The organism is Saccharopolyspora erythraea, assembly GCF_018141105.1.
Classification (GTDB): domain Bacteria; phylum Actinomycetota; class Actinomycetes; order Mycobacteriales; family Pseudonocardiaceae; genus Saccharopolyspora_D; species Saccharopolyspora_D erythraea_A.
The window spans coordinates 4,261,157-4,278,220 of sequence record NZ_CP054839.1 but is presented as its reverse complement, the minus strand read 5'-3'; the positions used below and the strand labels follow the sequence as shown (position 1 = coordinate 4,278,220).

The following is a 17,064-nucleotide window of genomic DNA, read 5'->3' as shown; positions in this document are numbered from 1 at the left end:
TGCGCGGCTTGTGAAGGCGGCGCCCATGACCGGCCCATACCCTTCGGCGGGCGGCGGTTGCCCTTGACTGCAACGCCGCGCGCGGGGTGAACATTCCCCGTACCGGCGCGCGGTCAGCCCACCGACCAGAACACCGCCCGCCCGACCTGCGCGTCAGACCCTCCCGTTCGCGTCCTCGCGTCCCGCGGTGGCCCGCGGCGGCAGACCGGTCTCGGCGTTCAACCGCGCGCCGCCCTCTCCGCGCGTCACCACGCCTTCCGCGCGAGGAAGGCGTCAACCGATGCTCGCCTGCGCCGACAGCTCCGAGTAGGCGAGACCGGCGGACACGAACAAGCCGTCGACTCGCGTGAGGTCGAAACGCGCGTTGAGCACGTCGGTCGAAACCGGCCGCACTTCGAAGCCCATCTCGCGCAGCGCGGCGAGTTCGTCGGGCGAGACGGCGGCGGCGATCACCGGTTTGCGCATCACCGGTCCACCGCCGGTGACCGGTTTGGCAAGCAGGCCCTGACGTCCACTGAGGACGCTCGGTGCCATCAGGGCTTGCGCGCCACGCCTCCGTACATGGCGATGTCGGCCTCGACCACCTCGGTGTCCGGCCGCCAGCGGTTGATGAGCTGCACGCCCGGTTCGACCAGCTCCATCCCCTGGAAGAACTCCTCGACCTTCCGCTTGCTGCGCAGCTGCAGGTCGATGCCCTCCTCCCGCGACAACCGCGCCACCTCGTGCATCTCGGGCGCGGTGTCGGCGGTCGAGGTCGAAAGCGCCAGGTAGCTCCCGGACGGCAATGCCTGCACCAGCCGGTCGACCAGCGGGAAGGCGTCCTCGTCGGCGATCAGGTGCACCATCGCGATCACCGTCAGCGCGATCGGTTCGGACAGGTCCAGCGTGTCGGTGAACGCCGGCGCGGTCAGGATCGTCTCGGGCCTGCGCATGTCGGCCTCGACGTAGGCGGTGCGGCCCTGCGGGGTGCTGGTAAGCAGCGCCCGCGCGTGGGTCAGCACGATCGGGTCGTTGTCGACGTAGACGATCCGCGCGTCCGGCGCGGTCCGCTGCACCAACTCGTGCAGGTTCGGCGAGATGGGGATGCCGGTGCCGATGTCGAGGAACTGCCGGATGCCGGCCTCCCCGGCCAGGAACGTCGCGACGCGGTGCATGAACGCCCGGTTGGCCAGCATCGAGTCCTTCACACCAGGCCAGGCCCGGAGCAGCTTGTGCGCGGCCACGCGGTCGGCGGTGTAGTTGTCCTTGCCGCCCAGGATGTAGTCGTAGAGCCGCGCCGAGTGCGCTTGCTCGGTGTGCAGGATGGCGATCGGCAAGAAGTCGTCACTGCTCGGCCCGCCGTCTGCGTCCGCCACGCTGCCTCCCCAGTACTCCTGTTTTCGCTCCCCCGCCGCCGATGCTAGGGCATCTCGCGACTCAGCGTGATCATGTCGGGTGCGACGGTAGTTCGTCCAGGATCAGCACCGTGTGGGAGGAAACCACGTCGGGGATGGTCTGCAACCGGTTGAGCACCAGCTCCCGCAGGCACTGAGCGTCACGCGTTCGGACCAGCAGCACGAGGTCGTTCTCGCCGGAGACCAGCGCGCCGTGGGCCACCTCGGGGATCTCCAGCACGCGGCGGCGCACCGACTTCCAGGAGTGCTGGCTGACCTTGAGGTAGACGTAGGCCGAGACCCCGTAGCCGTAGCGCTCCGGGTTGATCACCGCGCTGTAGCCGGTGATCACGCCGTCGCGGTGCAGCCGCTCCACGCGCGTGTAGACGTTGGCGCGGGAGATGTGCAGGCGCTCGGCCAGGGCGCGCATGGACACCCGGCCGTCGCGGCGCAGCTCCTCGACGATGCGCCGGTCCAGGTCGTCGAGCTCTGCGGAACGTCCAGCCCGGGCCCCCGGATCGGCCTGCTCTGAAGACACCTGGCACACCATAGCCGCACATACCTGCCATGTGTCCAGAAAAGCGGCGATGATCTGGAAGAACGGCGCGACCGGCTGAACAATCCCTCTCACATCCGGCGGTTCGCGCACTGGAGGACCCCATGACCACCGCTAGGCAACGGAGCCTGCTGCCCTCGGACACCCCGCTCACCCTGCTGGGCACCGACGGCGAACCCACCACCGCCGAGGAGCTGCCCGCCGACGAGGTGCTGCTCGAACTGCACCGGAGGATGGTCGTGGGCAGGCGCTTCGACACCCAGGCGACCGCGCTGACCAAGCAGGGCAGGCTCGCGGTGTACCCGTCCTCACGCGGCCAGGAGGCGTGCCAGGTCGGCGCGGTGCTGGCGCTGGAGGAGCAGGACTGGCTGTTTCCCACCTACCGCGACTCGGTCGCGCTGGTGTCCCGGGGCGTCGACCCGGTGGAGACCCTCACCCTGCTGCAGGGCGGCTGGCACCTGGGCTACGACCCCTACGAGCACCGGGTCGGGCCGCAGTGCACGCCGCTCGCGACCAACACCCTGCACGCCGTGGGCATGGCCCGCGCCGCCCAGCTCAAGGGCGAGGACTCGGTCGCGCTGGTGCTGCTCGGAGACGGCGCGACCAGCGAGGGCGACACCCACGAGGCGCTGAACTTCGCGGGCGTGTGGCAGGCGCCGGTGGTCTTCCTGGTGCAGAACAACGGCTACGCGATCAGCGTCCCGATGAGCAAGCAGAACGCGGCGCCGTCGCTTGCGCACAAGGGCATCGGCTACGGGGTCGCGTCCGAGCTGATCGACGGCAACGACCCGGCCGCGGTCCACACGACCGTGCGGGAGGCCGTCGCCGCCGCCCGGGCCGGGGCGGGACCGACCCTGATCGAGGCGCTGACCTACCGGGTCGAGGCGCACACCAACGCCGACGACGCCAACCGCTACCGCGACGCCGACGAGGTCGCCGCCTGGCTCGGCAAGGACCCGGTCGACCGGCTGGAGCGCCACCTCACCTCCCGCGGGCTGCTCGACGACGCCCGGCGGGCGGCCGTCGCCGAGGAGGCCGAGGCGTTCGCCGCCTCGGTGCGCAACCGGGTGAACGTCGACGTCGAACCGGACCCCGCCGAGTTGTTCACCCACGTCTACGCCGAGCCGACGGCCGCGCTGCGCGAGCAGGCCGGGCTGCTGGCCGAGGAGATCGCCGGAGCGAAGTCATGACCACCGACGAACGGATGTCCATGGCCGCGGCGCTCAACCGCGCGCTGGCCGACGCGCTGGAGGCCGACGACCGCGTGCTGGTCTTCGGCGAGGACGTCGGGCCGCTGGGCGGCGTCTTCCGCGTCACCGACGGGCTGGCGGCCCGCTTCGGCGAGCGGCGGGTGTTCGACACCCCGCTGGCCGAGTCCGGGATCGTCGGCACCGCGATCGGGATGGCGATGAACGGACTGCGCCCGGTGGTGGAGATGCAGTTCGACGCGTTCGCCTACCCCGCGTTCGAACAGATCACCAGCCACCTGGCCAAGTTGCGCAACCGCACCCGCGGGCGCGTCGAGCTGCCGGTGGTCATCCGCATCCCCTACGGCGGCGGCATCGGGGGCGTGGAGCACCACTGCGACTCCTCCGAGGTCTACTACACCCACACCCCCGGCCTGCGCGTCGTGTCGCCCGGCACGCCGGAGGACGCCTACGGACTGCTGCGCGCGGCGATCGACTCGCCGGATCCCGTGGTGTTCCTGGAACCCAAGCGCCGGTACTGGGCGAAGGACGCGGTGTCGCTCGCTCCCGCCGACTCGCTCGACCGCGCGGTCATCCGCCGTCCGGGCCGGGACGTCACGCTCATCGCCTACGGCCCGATGGTGGCCACGGCGCTGGAGACCGCCGAGGCGGCCACCGACGAGGGCTGGGACGTCGAGGTCGTCGACCTGCGCAGCCTCTCGCCCTTCGACGACGCCACCGTGGCCGGGTCGGTGCGCCGCACCGGCCGCGCCGTCGTCGTGCACGAGGCGTCCGGGTTCTGCGGGTACGGCGCCGAGGTCGCCGCGCGCATCACCGAGCGCTGCTTCCACCACCTGCACGCGCCGGTCCTGCGGGTCACCGGCTTCGACATCCCCTACCCGCCGCCCAAGCTCGAGGAGCACCACCTGCCCGGCGTCGACCGGATCCTGGACGCCATCGCGCGGTTGCAGTGGGACGACGAGGTCGTGCCCGCCCGCCCGGCCGGGGAGGTCCAGCATGCGTGAGTTCGCCCTGCCCGACCTCGGCGAGGGCCTGACCGAGGCCGAGATCGTGAACTGGCTGGTCGCCGAGGGCGACCAGGTCCGGGTGGACCAGCCCGTGGTGGAGGTCGAGACCGCCAAGGCCGTCGTGGAGGTGCCGTGCCCGTACGCGGGCGTGGTGGGCAGGCTCCACGGTTCGGCGGGCGAGACCCTGACCGTCGGATCGCCGCTGCTGACCGTCGAGGAATCGGGCGCCGGTTTCACCGAGCCCGGTGTGGTCGTGCCGGACCCCGCACCCGCGGAGGAGGACAGCGGCAACGTCCTCATCGGGTACGGGACCTCCGCCGCCCCGACACGGCGCAACCGGCGACGGCGACGGCCGGTGTCCGGTCACCAGTCCGGTGGCCCCGCTGCCGCGCCCGTTGCGGCGCCGGCCGAACCGGGGCGCGGTGCACGCTCGATCGCGGTCATCTCGCCCCTGGTCCGCCAGCTCGCCCGGGACAACGGCATCGACCTGACACGCGTCAGCGGCAGCGGCCCGCAGGGGGTGATCCGGCGCTGCGACGTGGACGAGGCGATCGCCGCACAGCGGGCACAGGAGGAAACCACCGGCACCACGTGGAAAACGCGCGCGGCGCACCAGGACCACCCTGCCACGACGCGGGAAACCCATGCCGCGTCGGAGGAGTCTCCTGTCGCCGCGGAGGATTCCACCCGCGTCCCGCTGCGCGGGATGCGCCGCGCGGTGGCCGACAAGCTCACGCGGTCCCGCCGCGAGATCCCCGAGGCGACGGTCTGGGTCGACGTCGACGCCACCGGGCTCCTGGAGGCCCGTGCCGCGCTCAACGCCCGCAGCCCCGAGCGACCGGTCAGCGTGCTCGCGCTGGTCTCCCGCTTCGCCGTGCTCGGGCTGCGGAGGTTCCCCGAGCTGAACTCCAGGGTCGAGCAGGACGAAATCGTGCTGCTGAACCGGATCCACCTGGGTTTCGCCGCGCAGACCGACCGCGGACTGGTGGTGCCGGTGGTCCGCGACGCGCAGTCGATGAGCACCCGCGAGCTCTCCGACGCGATGCGCGCGCACACCATCGCCGGACGCGAGGGCTCGCTGGCTCCGTCCGACCTCACCGGCGGCACGTTCACGGTGAACAACTACGGCGTGTTCGGTGTGGACGGTTCGGCGGCGATCATCAACCATCCCGAGGCGGCGATCCTGGGAGTCGGCCGCATCATCGACCGCCCGTGGGCCGTGGACGGCAGGCTCGCCGTGCGCAAGGTGTGCGAGCTGACGCTGGCGTTCGACCACCGCGTCTGCGACGGCGGCACGGCAGGCGGGTTCCTGCGGTTCGTGGCCGACTGCGTGGAGTCCCCGATCACCGCGCTCGGCGAGTTGTAGGGCCTCCTCGCCGCGGGCGGGTCAGATGTCGAGCGCGATCGGCCCGCCCGCGGACTCGATCATCGCCGCCATCACGGGCCCGATCTCGAGCGGGCGGCCGTGGACCTCGGCGTGCGCGACGCGCAGGTTGGCTGCGTGGCGCTCCTGGTCGTGCCAGTCCGGCCAGCGCAGGCGCCCTTCCCGCTCCAGGGCGGCGAAGTCGGGCTGCTCGGTCGCGGTCACGGAGTCGAGCAGCCAGCGCAGGTACTCCGACACCGCGGCGATCGCCTCCGCGGGCGAGGTGATCGGGCCGTGGCCGGGCACGAGGTGCCGTGCCTCGAAGTCCTCCAGCGCGCGCAGGGCCTCCAGCCACCCCGAGATCCGCCCGTGGACGGCCAGCGGCGTGACCCCGGAGAAGACCAGGTCGCCCGAGAACAGCACGCCGTCTCCGGGCACCCAGACGACGAGGTCGCCGCCGGTGTGCGCGGTGGTGGGCACCGGGACGACCTCCGCGGTGCGCCCGCCTGCGTCGAACGTGGTGCGCTCGCTGACGATCTCGACGTCCCGCGGCGGCTGGATGTCACCCCAGCCGGAGTAGACGAACGCGGACGGGAACGTGTGCGGTCCGGAGGAGACCATGCGGTCCGTCTCGGGGGAAACCAGGACCGCGCCGCCGGACTCGGCGACCAGCCGCGCCCCGTTGGCGTGGTCACCGTGCCCGTGGGTCAGCACGACCGACACGGGCTTGCCCGGCGCGGCCCGCTCGACCGCGTCCAGGAGCCACCTGCTGCGGCGCTCCGTGGCGCAGGTGTCGACCAGCAGGACGCGGTCGTCCCCGGCGAACCACCCGGCGTTGTTGCGGAACCACCCGCCCGGTGGTTGCAGGTACGCGGTGGTGTGCGCGCTCAGTGGTGTCACGACGGTTTCCGCCGACATGTGCCGATCCTCCAGTCCGCCGACGACGGGCCAATCGTAACGAGACCGGTTTCGCAACCGGCGAACCCTCCACCTTGCTACGACCGGTGGAGAGGTTCGCCGGTCGGACACGCCAAGTTCGCGCGTAGCTTTCGCGGATCGGTCCGCCGGCGAGTTCGAGGATCTCACCCGCCGCGACCGCGAGGGCGCCGGGCTCGGCGGTCTCGCACAACCGTGCGCCCGACTGGGCTCAGGGAGGTCACGGCCTCACCGCCCCGTGACCCTGCGCCGGCTCAGCAGGCGGCTCCGCCGCCACCGTCGCCGCCGCCACCGAACCCACCGCCGGTGTCGCAGCCACCGCCCCAGCTCGACCCGGCGTCGGCTCCGTAGAAACCACCGGCGACGTGGCCGCCACGCCGCCGGACCGTTCCGCTTTGTCCGTTCTGGCGCCTATTGGCCGCGATCGCCCGCACGAGGATCAACGTGGCGACCACGAGGATTCCGAGAACTGTTACTACACCAGGCATAATGTTCCCCCGGTTCCTCCGCTCGACCCGGCGGCTCGCGCCACCGTGCTGTGTATGAGGATGCGCACAACGAAAGAACGATCTTGATATCGACCCTTTCGGAGGCGACACTCACCCCGATTGGCAAGATAGTGCTTTCGGGTGACGCTTGGGGGCCACTTGGAAGGAACGAAGGAAGGACTCCGGTGAACGCGCAAACCGCACAGGTCGACGACCTTCGACTCCTGGCCGTGCCCAGCGCGGTGAACTGCACTGATCTGTTCGTGCGCTTCGCCCTCGCCGAGTGGTCGCTGCGGCCGCTGGTGCCGGAGGCCGTGGAGGTGGCGAACCAGATCGTGACCGCCGCCGTGGACGTCGCCGACCCGAACAGTCCCGGTTTCATCACGATCCGGTTGCGACTTACCGGCGAATGTCTGGTGATCGAGGTCGAGGACGACCCGCTGGGCGAGGCGCCCCAGCTGGCCTACCAGCGCAGCGGCGTCGAGTACCTGCGCGACGGTCGTCGCATGGTGTGGTGCCAGCTCGGCCTGCCCACCGGCGTGAAGGCCAACGAGGTTCCGCTGCCGCGCCGTGAGAAGAAGCGCTCGTACGTCAGCGAGGACGAGACCGCCGAGGTCGACCCCGAGGTCATCTCGCGGCTGCTGACCGGGCTCAACCGGTCCACCGAGCAGTAGTCCCGGTCGCCGCCGGCGTTGGTACGCCCCGGCAGCGACCGGTAAGGGACACAGCTGGCGGCCGACGTCCTCAGCGGTCGAGTAGTTCGCGCACCACCGGCAGGGCGCGCTGCCGGTCCTCAGCGACCAGGCCGATGCGGGTCCGCCTGTCCAGCACGTCGGACTCGTCGAGCGCGCCTTCGTGGCGCAGCGCGAACCGCAGCTCGGCACGGGTGTGCGCGATGCCGTCGCCGACGGGTTCCAGCATCGAGGGGTCGCCGCAGGCTTCGGCGAGCACTGCCGCCGCCTCGGTCCCGTAGCGCCGCACGAGGCGCTGCGGAGCACGCACCGCCCCGAGTTCGGCCGGGGTGCCCGCGCCCGCCAGCGGTACCCGCCGGGTGCGGCAGGGAGCCGCGGCGCGCCCGCTGCGTTCGAGCGCGGCGTCGAGGGCGTCCTGCGCCATCCGCCGGTAGGTCGTGAGCTTGCCACCGACGATCGTGACCAGTCCGTCCCGCGCGATGACCACCGCGTGCTTGCGGGAGATGTCGGCGGTCCGGCCGGTGCCCGCGTCCAGCAGCGGACGCAGCCCCGAATAGGTGCCGAGAACGTCCTTGCGGGACAACGGTTCGCGCAACGCGGAGCCGACCGTGTCGAGCAGGAAGTCGACCTCGGCCGACGAGGCTTCCGGAACGTCGGGGATGTCGCCGCCGGTGTCCTCATCGGTCAGTCCGATGTAGACCTTGCCCTCCGGGGACGGCAGGACGAGCACGAAGCGGTTGCGCTCACCGGGCACCGGGACCGTGAGACCGGCGTCGAGCCCGCCCAGAACCTCCCGTGACACCACCAGGTGCGTTCCCCGGCTGGGCCGCAGCGTGATGTCCGGGGCGATCCGGCCGGCCCACACCCCTGCGGCGTTGATGACGATGCGGGCGTCGACCTGGTGTGCGGCGCCCGTGAGCGTGTCTCGCAGCACCGCTCCCCCGCCGGTCACCTCCTCTGCGGCGCACCGGGTGAGGATCCGCGCACCGTGCGCGGCCGCGGTGCGCGCGAGGCCGACGACCAGCCGGGCGTCGTCCTGGAGCTGGCCGTCCCAGGACAGCAGTCCGCCGCGCAGCCCCTCGGTGCGCACGGCAGGCGCGTAGCGCTGGACCTCGGCTCGGGCGATGCGCCGGGAGGCGGGCAACGCGTGCCGGGAGGTTCCGGCCGCGGCCCTCAGCAGGTCTCCGGCGGCCAGCCCGGCGCGCACGACCGCGGCATCGCCCCTGCTCACCCCGGGTAGCAGCGGCACGATCTGCGGCATCGGACGGACCAGGTGCGGCGCGGTGCTGCCCAGCAGGATGCCGCGCTCCACCGCGCTCTCGTGCGCGATCGCGACGTTTCCCGAAGCCAGGTAGCGGAGTCCGCCGTGGACCAGCTTGGAGCTCCACCGGCTGGTGCCGAAGGCAAGGTCGTGCTTCTCGGCCAGCACCACCGAAAGTCCCCGCGACGCCGCGTCCAGGGCCACCCCGGCTCCGGTGACCCCGCCGCCGACGACCAGGACGTCGACCGGTGTGCGGCGCTCCAGCTCGTCGAGCTCGCGGGCCCTGCGTTCGGCGTTCAGCGACGCGCCGGCCGCGTTCGTCCCGCTCACGGCCGCAGGTACCGGTCGAGCATGTCGCGCAGCTGCTCGTCGAGCGCGGGGAGCTCGAGCTCGCCGGCCACCACCGGACCGGTCAGCACGAACGACCACGCCGTGAGCAGCAGCGCCCTGGCCTGCATGGTGACGTCGCCGGGGCGGACCGAACCGTCCTGCTGCCCTTCCCGCAACGCCAGCTCCATCATGGCCAGCTGCTGATCGGTGCTGGCCCCTCGCCGTTGCAGCAGGTACGGCAGCAGGAAGTCGGGGTCCAGCTCGATGATCCTGCGCAGCATGGGGTTGGCCCGGATCGTGCCCGCGATGTGCACGATGCCGTCGACGAGCCCCTGCCTGGCCGACGTGCGCGGCGCCTCGAACGCCGCGGTGCCCAGCGCGCCCCATTCGCGGGTCATCAGCGTGCCGACGACCGAGCGGACGTTCGGCCAGCGCCGGTAGAGGGTCGCCCGGGAGACCTCGGCGCGGCGGGCGATGTCGGCCATCGTCATCCGCCGCAACCCGATGGCCAGCAGCAACTCGTACGCGGCGTCGAGGATGCGGTGTTCGGGAATCGCGTTGGCCGACCGGAACTCGCCGGAGGCGGCAAGATCGGATCGAGCGTTGCGATGCTGCGACATCATGTGTAAATGTGTATCACGTTTTCGCCCGGCACCGACATCGCGAGGCTGCGTTGACCGAGTCAGATCTCCCCGTCGTGGAAATGCACCCCTACCTGTGGGGCGACCCCGAGCGCGCGGTCGCGCTGCCCGACGCGGCCGGCGCCGCGCTCGCCCACCTCGGCGCGAGCCCGTCGCCCGAGCCGGTGCGACCGGCCGACAGCCGCCTGCCCGAGGTGGTGCTGAACGAGCAGGCCCGCGCGGCGATCGAGTCGGCGGTCGGCGCCGAGCACGTCAGCCTCGACCCCGGTGTCCGCGTCGGGCACACGCGCGGCTGGTCGACACCGGACCTGCTGCGTCTTCGGTCCGGGGACGCCTCCGACGCCCCCGACGCTGTGGTCTTCCCGGGCACGCACGAGGAGGTCCTGGCGGTTCTGCGGACCTGCGCCGAGCACCGCGTCGCCGTCGTGCCCTACAGCGGCGGGACCTCGGTCGTCGGCGGCCTCAACCCGGCTCGCACCGGCTACGCCGGGGTGGTCGCGCTGGACCTGCGGCGGATGGACGCCCTGCTCGCGCTCGACCCGGTGTCGCGCACCGCGACCCTGCAGGCCGGTGCGCGCGGCCCGCGCGCCGAGCGGCTGCTCGGCGAGCACGGCTTCACCCTCGGCCACTTCCCGCAGTCCTACGAGGGCGCGAGCATCGGCGGCTACGCCGCCGCCCGCTCGGCCGGGCAGTCCTCCGCCGGCTACGGCCGGTTCGACGAGATGGTGGTGGGCGTCGTGCTCGCCACGCCACGCGGCACCGTCGAGCTCGGCAGCGCGCCGAAGTCGGCCGCCGGACCGGACCTGCGGCAGCTCGTGCTGGGCTCGGAAGGCGCGCTCGGCGTGATCACGTCGGTGACCGTGCGGGCGCGCCCCGTGCCGCGCGAGCGGGTCTACGAGGGGTGGCGCTTCGACTCCTTCGACACCGGGACCGCCGCGCTGCGGCAGCTGGCCCAGAACGGCCCCTCGCCCACCGTGCTGCGGCTGTCGGACGAGGCCGAGACCGCGGTCAACCTGACCGACCCGAACGGCGAGCTGGGTGGCGGTTCCGGCGGTTGCCAGGCGATCGTCGGTTTCGAGGGCGCCGACGTCTCCGCCGACCGGGAGGCGGTGGCCCGGGTGCTGCGCGAGGCCGGGGGCGAGCCGCTGGGCACCGGCCCCGGAGAGGCGTGGCGCGAGGGCCGCTACCGCGCGCCCTACCTGCGCGATCCGCTGCTGGCGGCCGGTGCGCTCGTGGAGACGCTGGAGACCGCGACGTTCTGGTCCGGGCTTCCCGCGTTGCGCAACGCCGTCACCGAAGCACTGACCTCGGCCCTGTCGGCGCAGGGGAGCTCCGCGCTGGTGCTCTGCCACATCTCGCACGTCTACGAGACCGGCGCGTCGCTGTACTTCACGGTGGTCTGCGCGCAGGCCGAGGACCCCGTCTCGCAGTGGCGCGAGGCGAAACAGGCGGCGAACCAGGCGATCCGTGCCGCCGGAGCCACGATCAGCCACCACCACGGCGTGGGCACCGACCACCGCGAGACCTACGCCGAGGAGATCGGGCCGCTGGCGGTCGAGGCGCTGCGCGCGGTCAAGAGCACCTTCGATCCGGCCGGGATCCTCAACCCCGGCGTCCTGATCTCCTGACGTGCGCGCCTACACCGCGCTCATCAACCCCATCTCCGGCGGTGGGCGCGCCGCCGAGCGGTGGGAGCCGATCGCCCGGCTGCTGCGCGAGGCCGGGGCCGCGGTGACCGTGTGCCCGACCCGGAGCCGGGAGCACGCCGTGGCACTGGCGTCCTCGGCCGCGCGCCGCGGCGAGATCGTCGTTGCGGTCGGCGGGGACGGCCTGGTGCGCGACGCGGCGTGCGGCGTCGTCGCCGGCAGCGGCACGCTCGGCATCGTGCCCGCCGGACGCGGCAACGACCTCGCCCGCACCCTCGACCTGCCGGAGGGCGACCGCGAGCTCGCCCGGCTGCTGCTGGAGGCGACCACCCGGGCGATCGACGTCCTGGAGGTCGGCGGGGTGGTGGTGCCGGGCAACGTCTACGCGGGCATCGACTCGATGGCCACCGCCGTCATCAACCGCAACCGGTGGCTCCCCGGCGCTCTGCTCTACCGGCTGGCGCCGATCCGGGCGGTGCTCACCTGGCGTCCGGCGACGTATGCGATCACCGCCGACGGGCGCAAGCGCGAGCTCCGCGGTCAGACCGTGGTGGTCGGCAACTCCGGCTCGTACGGGCACGGCCTGCGGATCGTGCCGACCGCCCGGCTCGACGACGGGCTGCTGGACGTCCTGGTGGTCCGGGAGGGACCGCTGCACCGGATCGTGTCCTTCATGCGCGCGGCGAAGACCGGCGCCCACCTCGATCTGCCGGAGGTGGAGGTCAGCACCGCCCGGGAGGTGGCGCTCGCCGCCGACCGGCCGATCCCGCTCTGCGCCGACGGCGACGAGATCGGCACGCTACCAGCCACGATCCGGGTGCTTCCGGCCGCGTTGCGCGTGCTCGCACCCGGGACACCACGACAATCCTCTTAGGACATTCCACAGTAGTCCACGTCTGCATCGCGAACGGACGGCACGGCGTCGGCCTCCCCGCTACGCGAACCACTCCAGAAGCATTCCCTAGCCTGTGGGCAACGCCCGGTTGTTGCTGCCCGCCGCCAGCCACCGGTGCCCGCCCGAATCCTCGGTGCCGTAGTCGATCCCGACGTGGTCGGCGCCGTCGAAGCGGTAGCCGACGCCCCGGATCGTGGTGATGAAGTCCAGTTCCGGACCGCACTTGCCGCGCAGCCTGCGGACGTGCACGTCCACGGTCCTGGTGCTCAGCGCCGACTCGATGCCCCAGACCAGCCGCAGCAGCGAACCGCGCCGGTGCACCCGGCCGGGGTTCTCGGCCAGGAAGAGCAGCAGGTCGAACTCCAGTCGGGTGAGGGTGAGCGGCTCGCCGTCGCGCAGCACGACTCGTGACGGCACCAGAATCCGCAGCCTCGGGCCGTCTGCCGACCGGACGAGCCCACCCGCGGTGCCGGCCTCCGGGACACCGGCGTCCTCCCAGTGGATGCGCACGTTCGGGTTGGCGGGTTTCTCCGCCAGCGCGCGCAGCTCACGGGTGACGTAGGCGCCCACCTCGTCGATGGCGTGGCGCTGCACCACCACGCGGGCGACCACTTCCAGCACCGCGGTGTCCGGCGGGTGCGCGCGGGCGGGGTCGGCACCCCACGGGTCGTCCGGGGAATCGACGCTCATGACACGGTTCTCCGATCTGTCTGCCGCGCCGCGACCGGCACGGCGCACCGGTTCTCGTGGAACTTCCGAAGAGGCCGGGGTTCGGCCGATGACGTCCTGCGGATCGCCTGCGGCGTCAGCGGACAACTGTCCGAAATGGACGCGCGACCGCCGTGGAATGCCGGTCGGACGGTGGAGGTGGCGGGAGCGTCAACAAGCGGAGGAGGCGACCCGCAACAGGTCCACGTGTGCACGGCGCACGAGCCTCGCTCCCGAAGTCATGAACCCGATGTAACCAGCGCGACACGGAACCGTCAAAGCGGCCCACCAAGTGGGACCCGTCGACAGGCCCGCGTTGACCGGTCACCGGACCGGTGCTCTACTGCCGCCATGGCCTCCGGAGCGCTACTCACCCGCCGGCGCCATGTGGACCACGTCCGCGTGGCCGGCGGCCGCTGTCGGTCCTGACCTGGCCGCTCCCGCACCGCGCCGGCCGAGCGGCAGACGCCCCGCTGTGTTTCCAGCACGACCTCCCCGAGCACCCGGTTCGCCGGGCGCCGGCCGGAGGGATCGCCAGTGGAGAAGCCGAACCGCCATGTCCTCTGCCGTCATCGTCTCCAGCAGCCCGGCCGCAGGCTCCCGACTCGAGGCCGTCACCGGTACGCTCCATCGTTGCCTCCTGACGTCCGGGCACCCGGCGGAAGTGCTCAACCTGCGCGACCTCCCGCAGTCCGCGCTGCTCACCGCGTCGTGCGACCACCCGGCAATCCGGCGGAGCCGGCGGCTGGTGAGCACCGCGGACGTGCTCGCGTTCGTGGTTCCCTGCTACCAGCCCGGCGGCAGTCCCGTGTTGCGCGAATGGCTCGGGCTCCTGCCCGACCACGCGTTCTCCCGTGCGACCGTTCAGCTCGTCGGCGTCGGCGCGGTGCGCGGACACGCCGTCGGCCTGGAGCACATCCGGACCAGGATGCTCGTCGAGCAGTCCGCGCGCGACGCGCTCCCGGTCTGCTTCCTCTACGACCACTGGATCGACGGCCGCGAGGAGTTGGCGTCCAGTGCGGCCGAAAGCCTCGCGTCGAGCGTCCGCGCACTCGGCGACGTCCTGGCGCAGCCCACGTCACTCGCCGCCCCCGCGTGAAACACGCTCATACCACTGTGGACGAAGGTCCGTTCATCACGTGGGACGGTGTTTCCGCGGCGTTGACACGTTGTGGGGCCCTTGCAAGCATGCTCGGCATGGGTGCCCGGAACACGCTCGTCCGGCGCAGGCACGTCGACCTGCTCCGCCAGGCCAGCGCCCTCTGTCCGCTCCGCTGAGCAACCCCTGATCGCGCTGCCGCATCGGCAGCAGTCTCATTTTTCGCCGTGTCAAAACGGCTTTTCGCCTGGGCATACCCGTATCTGTCCACGGAAGCACCAGTTCCCGGAGGTTCATCGTGTCCATCACCGCCGCACCCGCCGAGGTGCCCACTCGCGACGACCGGCAGCCCGCGTCCGCGACCGCACCGCCGACACCGCGCCGAAGAAGGCCGAGGCTGCGACGATGGCTCAGCCCCGTCGCACTGGTCGTAATGTGGCAGATCGCCAGCGGCACCGGCCTGCTGCCGCCGGACAAGCTCGCCGCCCCGGACGTCATCCTGCGTTCGGCGTGGGAGCTGGCGGTCACCGGCGAGCTCGGCCCCAACCTGCTGGTGTCGCTGAGCCGCGTGGCCTCCGGGCTGGTCATCGGGATCGCGGTGGGTGTCGCGGCGGGCCTGCTGGCCGGTCTCTCCCGCTGGGGCGACGACCTGCTCGACCCGCCGGTGCAGATGCTGCGCACACTGCCCCACCTCGGGCTCGTACCGCTGTTCATCCTGTGGTTCGGCATCGGCGAGACGCCCAAGATCGCCCTGGTCGCGCTCGGCGTGACCTTCCCGCTGTACCTCAACGTCCACGGCGCCATCCGGGGTGTGGACCCCAAGCTGCTGGAGGCGACCTCCGTGCTTGGCTTCAACCACGCGCAGCGCATCCGCCACGTCGTGCTGCCCGCGACGCTGCCCAGCCTGCTGATCGGACTGCGCCAGGGACTCGGCGTGGCGTGGCTGTCGCTGATCATCGGCGAGCAGGTCAACGCCGACGCCGGCATCGGGTACATGATCAACAACGCCAGGGAGTTCCTGCGCACCGACATCATCGTCGTGGGCCTGGTCATCTACGCCGCGCTGGGTCTGCTGACCGACGCGCTGGTGCGCCTGCTGGAAAGGAGGACCCTGCGGTGGCGGGTCAACACGAAGGCGGCGTGAGCCGCGCGGTCTCGGTGCGCGGCCTGGTCAAGAGCTTCGACGGACGCAGGGTGCTCGACGGCCTCGACCTGGACTTCGCGCCCGGTGAGTTCGTCGCTCTGCTCGGCCGGAGCGGATCGGGCAAGTCGACGCTGCTACGAATCCTGGCCGGGCTCGACCGCGACGTCGAGGGCGAGCTCGACGTCCCGGAGGCGGTGTCGGTGGCCTTCCAGGAGCCGCGGCTGCTGCCGTGGCGCTCGGTCGCCGAGAACGTGTTCCTCGGGCTGCGGGCCGCCGACCGCCGCGAGATCGCGCGTCGTGCCCTGCGCGAGGTGGGTCTCGGTGACCGGGAGGACGCCTGGCCACTGACGCTCTCCGGCGGCGAAGCCCAGCGGGTCTCGCTGGCCCGTGCCCTGGTCCGGGAACCGGACCTGCTGCTGCTGGACGAACCCTTCGGCGCACTCGACGCGCTCACGAGGCTTTCGATGCACGAGCTGGTCGAGCGGCTGTGGCGCGACCACGGTCCGTCGGTGCTGCTGGTGACCCACGACATCGACGAGGCGCTGGCGCTGGCCGACCGCGTCCTCGTGCTCGCCGACGGACGGATCACCGCCGAGCACGTTCCGCCCAGGAACCGGCCACGGGCGCAGAGCGACCTGGCAGCGCTGCGCGGCAACATCATGCGAGATCTGGGAGTGGTGGAACATGGTGCGGCGTAGGGGATTGCGCGGGCTGGTCCGGACGGCCGCGCTGCTCGGCGTGCTCGTCGTGGGTTCCGCCTGCGGCAGCGCGACGACCGCGCCCGCGAAGGCACCGGTGCCGCCACCGGTCAGCGCGGACGCGCTGTCCAAGGTCGTGCTGAAGGTGGGCGACCAGAAGGGCGGCTCGCGGTCGCAGCTCGCGGCCGCCGGACTCCTCGATGACGTCCCCTACCGGATCGAGTGGTCGACTTTCACGTCCGGACCGCCATTGCTGGAGGCGGTGTCGGCAGGGGCGGTCGACGTCGGCAGCGTCGGGAACACCCCGCCGCTGTTCGCCGCGGCCGCCAACGCCCGGCTCTCGCTGGTCTCGGCCAGCAAGGCCGACCCGGCCGGCGATGCCATCCTCGTTCCGCCGGACTCGCCGCTGCGCGCCGTCACCGAGCTGCGCGGCAAGACCATCGGTGTGGCCAAGGGGAGCTCGGCGCACGGCCAGATCCTCTACACGCTGGCCCGCGCCGGGCTCGGGCTCGGCGACGTGCGGTTGTCGTTCCTGCAACCGTCGGAGGCGTACTCGGCGTTCACGCAGAAGCAGATCGACGCGTGGGCGGTGTGGGACCCCTACACGGCGCAGGCGGAGATCGAGGCCGGCGCACGGGTTCTCGCCACCGGTGAGGGCACCGCGAACGGCTACGGGTTCCAGGCCGCGAGCATCGGGGCGCTGGGCGACGCGGGCAAGAACGCCGCGATCGCCGACTTCGTCACCCGGCTGGCGCGGGCGCAGGTCCACAACGACGCCCATCCCGAGGACCGCGCCCGCACGTGGACGGCGGAGACGGGGCTGCCGATCGACGTGACCAGGCGCGCCGCCGACCGCAAGAACCAGCTCCCCGTCCCGATGGACCAGGCGCTGGTGGACTCCGAGCAGCGGCTGGCCGACGCCCTCGCCGACGCCCGGGTGCTGCCGGGGCGCATCCGTTTCGAGGATTTCGTGGACCGGCGCTTCGACGCCCAAGTCGTGGCGGTCCGGTAGCGGCGGC

Annotated in this window: 19 protein-coding genes; 11 read left to right on the top strand and 8 right to left on the bottom strand. The window is 72.2% G+C overall.

Annotated features, from left to right (window positions below; genetic code table 11):
- Positions 1–273 precede the first annotated feature (273 nt).
- From HUO13_RS19195 to HUO13_RS19185, 3 genes are all read right to left on the bottom strand, one after another.
- Positions 274–534, bottom strand: coding sequence for a hypothetical protein (locus HUO13_RS19195; protein ID WP_211896511.1), 261 nt, complete (start codon positions 532–534; stop codon positions 274–276).
- Positions 534–1,355: an SAM-dependent methyltransferase gene (locus HUO13_RS19190; RefSeq protein ID WP_211896510.1), complete on the bottom strand. Its 822-nt coding sequence runs from the start codon at positions 1,353–1,355 to the stop codon at positions 534–536. Before HUO13_RS19190 ends, HUO13_RS19195 begins: the two co-directional genes overlap by 1 nt.
- Positions 1,356–1,425: 70 nt before the next feature.
- Entirely contained in the window at positions 1,426–1,923 is a 498-nt protein-coding gene (locus HUO13_RS19185) for an Lrp/AsnC family transcriptional regulator (protein WP_211896509.1), read from the bottom strand.
- 110 nt (positions 1,924–2,033) lie between these two features.
- On the opposite strand from HUO13_RS19185, the gene pdhA reads away from it, so the two are divergent.
- From pdhA to HUO13_RS19170, 3 genes are read left to right on the top strand one after another with little or no spacing between them, the layout of a single operon-like run.
- Positions 2,034–3,119, top strand: coding sequence for a pyruvate dehydrogenase (acetyl-transferring) E1 component subunit alpha (gene pdhA / locus HUO13_RS19180; protein ID WP_211896508.1), 1,086 nt, complete (start codon positions 2,034–2,036; stop codon positions 3,117–3,119).
- Positions 3,116–4,141: an alpha-ketoacid dehydrogenase subunit beta gene (locus tag HUO13_RS19175; protein ID WP_211896507.1), complete on the top strand. Its 1,026-nt coding sequence runs from the start codon at positions 3,116–3,118 to the stop codon at positions 4,139–4,141. Before pdhA ends, HUO13_RS19175 begins: the two co-directional genes overlap by 4 nt.
- Positions 4,134–5,510, top strand: a complete 1,377-nt coding sequence (locus HUO13_RS19170; protein ID WP_211896506.1) for a dihydrolipoamide acetyltransferase family protein — start codon at positions 4,134–4,136, stop codon at positions 5,508–5,510. Before HUO13_RS19175 ends, HUO13_RS19170 begins: the two co-directional genes overlap by 8 nt.
- Before the next feature lie 21 nt (positions 5,511–5,531).
- On the opposite strand, the gene HUO13_RS19165 is transcribed toward HUO13_RS19170, so the two are convergent.
- Together HUO13_RS19165 and HUO13_RS19160 are read right to left on the bottom strand one after the other, a co-directional pair.
- Positions 5,532–6,425, bottom strand: a complete 894-nt coding sequence (locus tag HUO13_RS19165; protein WP_211896505.1) for an MBL fold metallo-hydrolase — start codon at positions 6,423–6,425, stop codon at positions 5,532–5,534.
- Positions 6,426–6,697: 272 nt separating this feature from the next.
- On the bottom strand, positions 6,698–6,898 hold the full coding sequence (locus tag HUO13_RS19160; RefSeq protein WP_211903417.1) for a hypothetical protein: 201 nt from the start codon (positions 6,896–6,898) through the stop codon (positions 6,698–6,700).
- A gap of 218 nt (positions 6,899–7,116) precedes the next feature.
- Here HUO13_RS19160 and HUO13_RS19155 point away from each other — a divergent pair, with 218 nt between their 5' ends.
- Positions 7,117–7,605, top strand: coding sequence for an ATP-binding protein (locus HUO13_RS19155; protein WP_211896504.1), 489 nt, complete (start codon positions 7,117–7,119; stop codon positions 7,603–7,605).
- Between the two features lie 70 nt (positions 7,606–7,675).
- On the opposite strand, the gene HUO13_RS19150 is transcribed toward HUO13_RS19155, so the two are convergent.
- Together HUO13_RS19150 and HUO13_RS19145 are read right to left on the bottom strand one after the other, a co-directional pair.
- A complete protein-coding gene (locus tag HUO13_RS19150) occupies positions 7,676–9,214 on the bottom strand; it encodes a glycerol-3-phosphate dehydrogenase/oxidase (protein ID WP_211896503.1) in 1,539 nt (512 codons plus the stop codon).
- Entirely contained in the window at positions 9,211–9,837 is a 627-nt protein-coding gene (locus tag HUO13_RS19145; RefSeq protein WP_211896502.1) for a TetR/AcrR family transcriptional regulator, read from the bottom strand. The genes HUO13_RS19150 and HUO13_RS19145 overlap by 4 nt, the downstream gene beginning before the upstream one ends.
- 80 nt (positions 9,838–9,917) lie before the next feature.
- On the opposite strand from HUO13_RS19145, the gene HUO13_RS19140 reads away from it, so the two are divergent.
- Both HUO13_RS19140 and HUO13_RS19135 read left to right on the top strand, forming a co-directional pair.
- Positions 9,918–11,483: an FAD-binding oxidoreductase gene (locus HUO13_RS19140; protein ID WP_432757861.1), complete on the top strand. Its 1,566-nt coding sequence runs from the start codon at positions 9,918–9,920 to the stop codon at positions 11,481–11,483.
- Position 11,484: 1 nt separating this feature from the next.
- Complete coding sequence (locus tag HUO13_RS19135) at positions 11,485–12,375, top strand: diacylglycerol/lipid kinase family protein (protein ID WP_211896501.1); 891 nt, start codon at positions 11,485–11,487, stop codon at positions 12,373–12,375.
- 87 nt (positions 12,376–12,462) lie between these two features.
- Here the strand turns inward: HUO13_RS19135 and HUO13_RS19130 are convergent, their stop codons facing one another.
- The gene (locus HUO13_RS19130; protein ID WP_211896500.1) at positions 12,463–13,086 is read right to left on the bottom strand and encodes a winged helix-turn-helix domain-containing protein; all 624 of its coding nucleotides are present in this window, start codon (positions 13,084–13,086) and stop codon (positions 12,463–12,465) included.
- Between the two features lie 574 nt (positions 13,087–13,660).
- On the opposite strand from HUO13_RS19130, the gene HUO13_RS19125 reads away from it, so the two are divergent.
- From HUO13_RS19125 to HUO13_RS19110, 5 genes are all read left to right on the top strand, one after another.
- Positions 13,661–14,203 (top strand): NADPH-dependent FMN reductase, encoded by a 543-nt coding sequence (locus HUO13_RS19125; protein WP_211896499.1) that lies wholly within the window; start codon positions 13,661–13,663, stop codon positions 14,201–14,203.
- A gap of 89 nt (positions 14,204–14,292) precedes the next feature.
- Complete coding sequence (locus HUO13_RS38375) at positions 14,293–14,382, top strand: putative leader peptide (protein WP_432757757.1); 90 nt, start codon at positions 14,293–14,295, stop codon at positions 14,380–14,382.
- A 254-nt stretch (positions 14,383–14,636) separates the two neighbouring features.
- Positions 14,637–15,347: an ABC transporter permease gene (locus tag HUO13_RS19120; RefSeq protein ID WP_211896498.1), complete on the top strand. Its 711-nt coding sequence runs from the start codon at positions 14,637–14,639 to the stop codon at positions 15,345–15,347.
- Complete coding sequence (locus tag HUO13_RS19115) at positions 15,320–16,045, top strand: ABC transporter ATP-binding protein (protein WP_432757756.1); 726 nt, start codon at positions 15,320–15,322, stop codon at positions 16,043–16,045. Before HUO13_RS19120 ends, HUO13_RS19115 begins: the two co-directional genes overlap by 28 nt.
- Positions 16,032–17,057, top strand: coding sequence for an ABC transporter substrate-binding protein (locus tag HUO13_RS19110; RefSeq protein ID WP_211896497.1), 1,026 nt, complete (start codon positions 16,032–16,034; stop codon positions 17,055–17,057). The genes HUO13_RS19115 and HUO13_RS19110 overlap by 14 nt, the downstream gene beginning before the upstream one ends.
- Positions 17,058–17,064 lie beyond the last annotated feature (7 nt).

Excerpts from the sequence above, each read along its gene's own strand:
- HUO13_RS19145 (WP_211896502.1), bottom strand. The coding sequence starts at position 9,837 with ATGATGTCGCAGCATCGCAACGCTCGATCCGATCTTGCCGCCTCCGGC.
- HUO13_RS19170 (WP_211896506.1), top strand. The coding sequence starts at position 4,134 with ATGCGTGAGTTCGCCCTGCCCGACCTCGGCGAGGGCCTGACCGAGGCC.
- pdhA (WP_211896508.1), top strand. The coding sequence starts at position 2,034 with ATGACCACCGCTAGGCAACGGAGCCTGCTGCCCTCGGACACCCCGCTC.
- HUO13_RS19165 (WP_211896505.1), bottom strand. The coding sequence starts at position 6,425 with ATGTCGGCGGAAACCGTCGTGACACCACTGAGCGCGCACACCACCGCG.
- HUO13_RS19175 (WP_211896507.1), top strand. The coding sequence starts at position 3,116 with ATGACCACCGACGAACGGATGTCCATGGCCGCGGCGCTCAACCGCGCG.
- HUO13_RS19140 (WP_432757861.1), top strand. The coding sequence starts at position 9,918 with ATGCACCCCTACCTGTGGGGCGACCCCGAGCGCGCGGTCGCGCTGCCC.
- HUO13_RS19110 (WP_211896497.1), top strand. The coding sequence starts at position 16,032 with ATGGTGCGGCGTAGGGGATTGCGCGGGCTGGTCCGGACGGCCGCGCTG.
- HUO13_RS19120 (WP_211896498.1), top strand. The coding sequence starts at position 14,637 with ATGTGGCAGATCGCCAGCGGCACCGGCCTGCTGCCGCCGGACAAGCTC.
- HUO13_RS19130 (WP_211896500.1), bottom strand. The coding sequence starts at position 13,086 with ATGAGCGTCGATTCCCCGGACGACCCGTGGGGTGCCGACCCCGCCCGC.
- HUO13_RS38375 (WP_432757757.1), top strand. The coding sequence starts at position 14,293 with ATGCTCGGCATGGGTGCCCGGAACACGCTCGTCCGGCGCAGGCACGTC.
- HUO13_RS19125 (WP_211896499.1), top strand. The coding sequence starts at position 13,661 with ATGTCCTCTGCCGTCATCGTCTCCAGCAGCCCGGCCGCAGGCTCCCGA.
- HUO13_RS19185 (WP_211896509.1), bottom strand. The coding sequence starts at position 1,923 with ATGGTGTGCCAGGTGTCTTCAGAGCAGGCCGATCCGGGGGCCCGGGCT.
- HUO13_RS19195 (WP_211896511.1), bottom strand. The coding sequence starts at position 534 with ATGGCACCGAGCGTCCTCAGTGGACGTCAGGGCCTGCTTGCCAAACCG.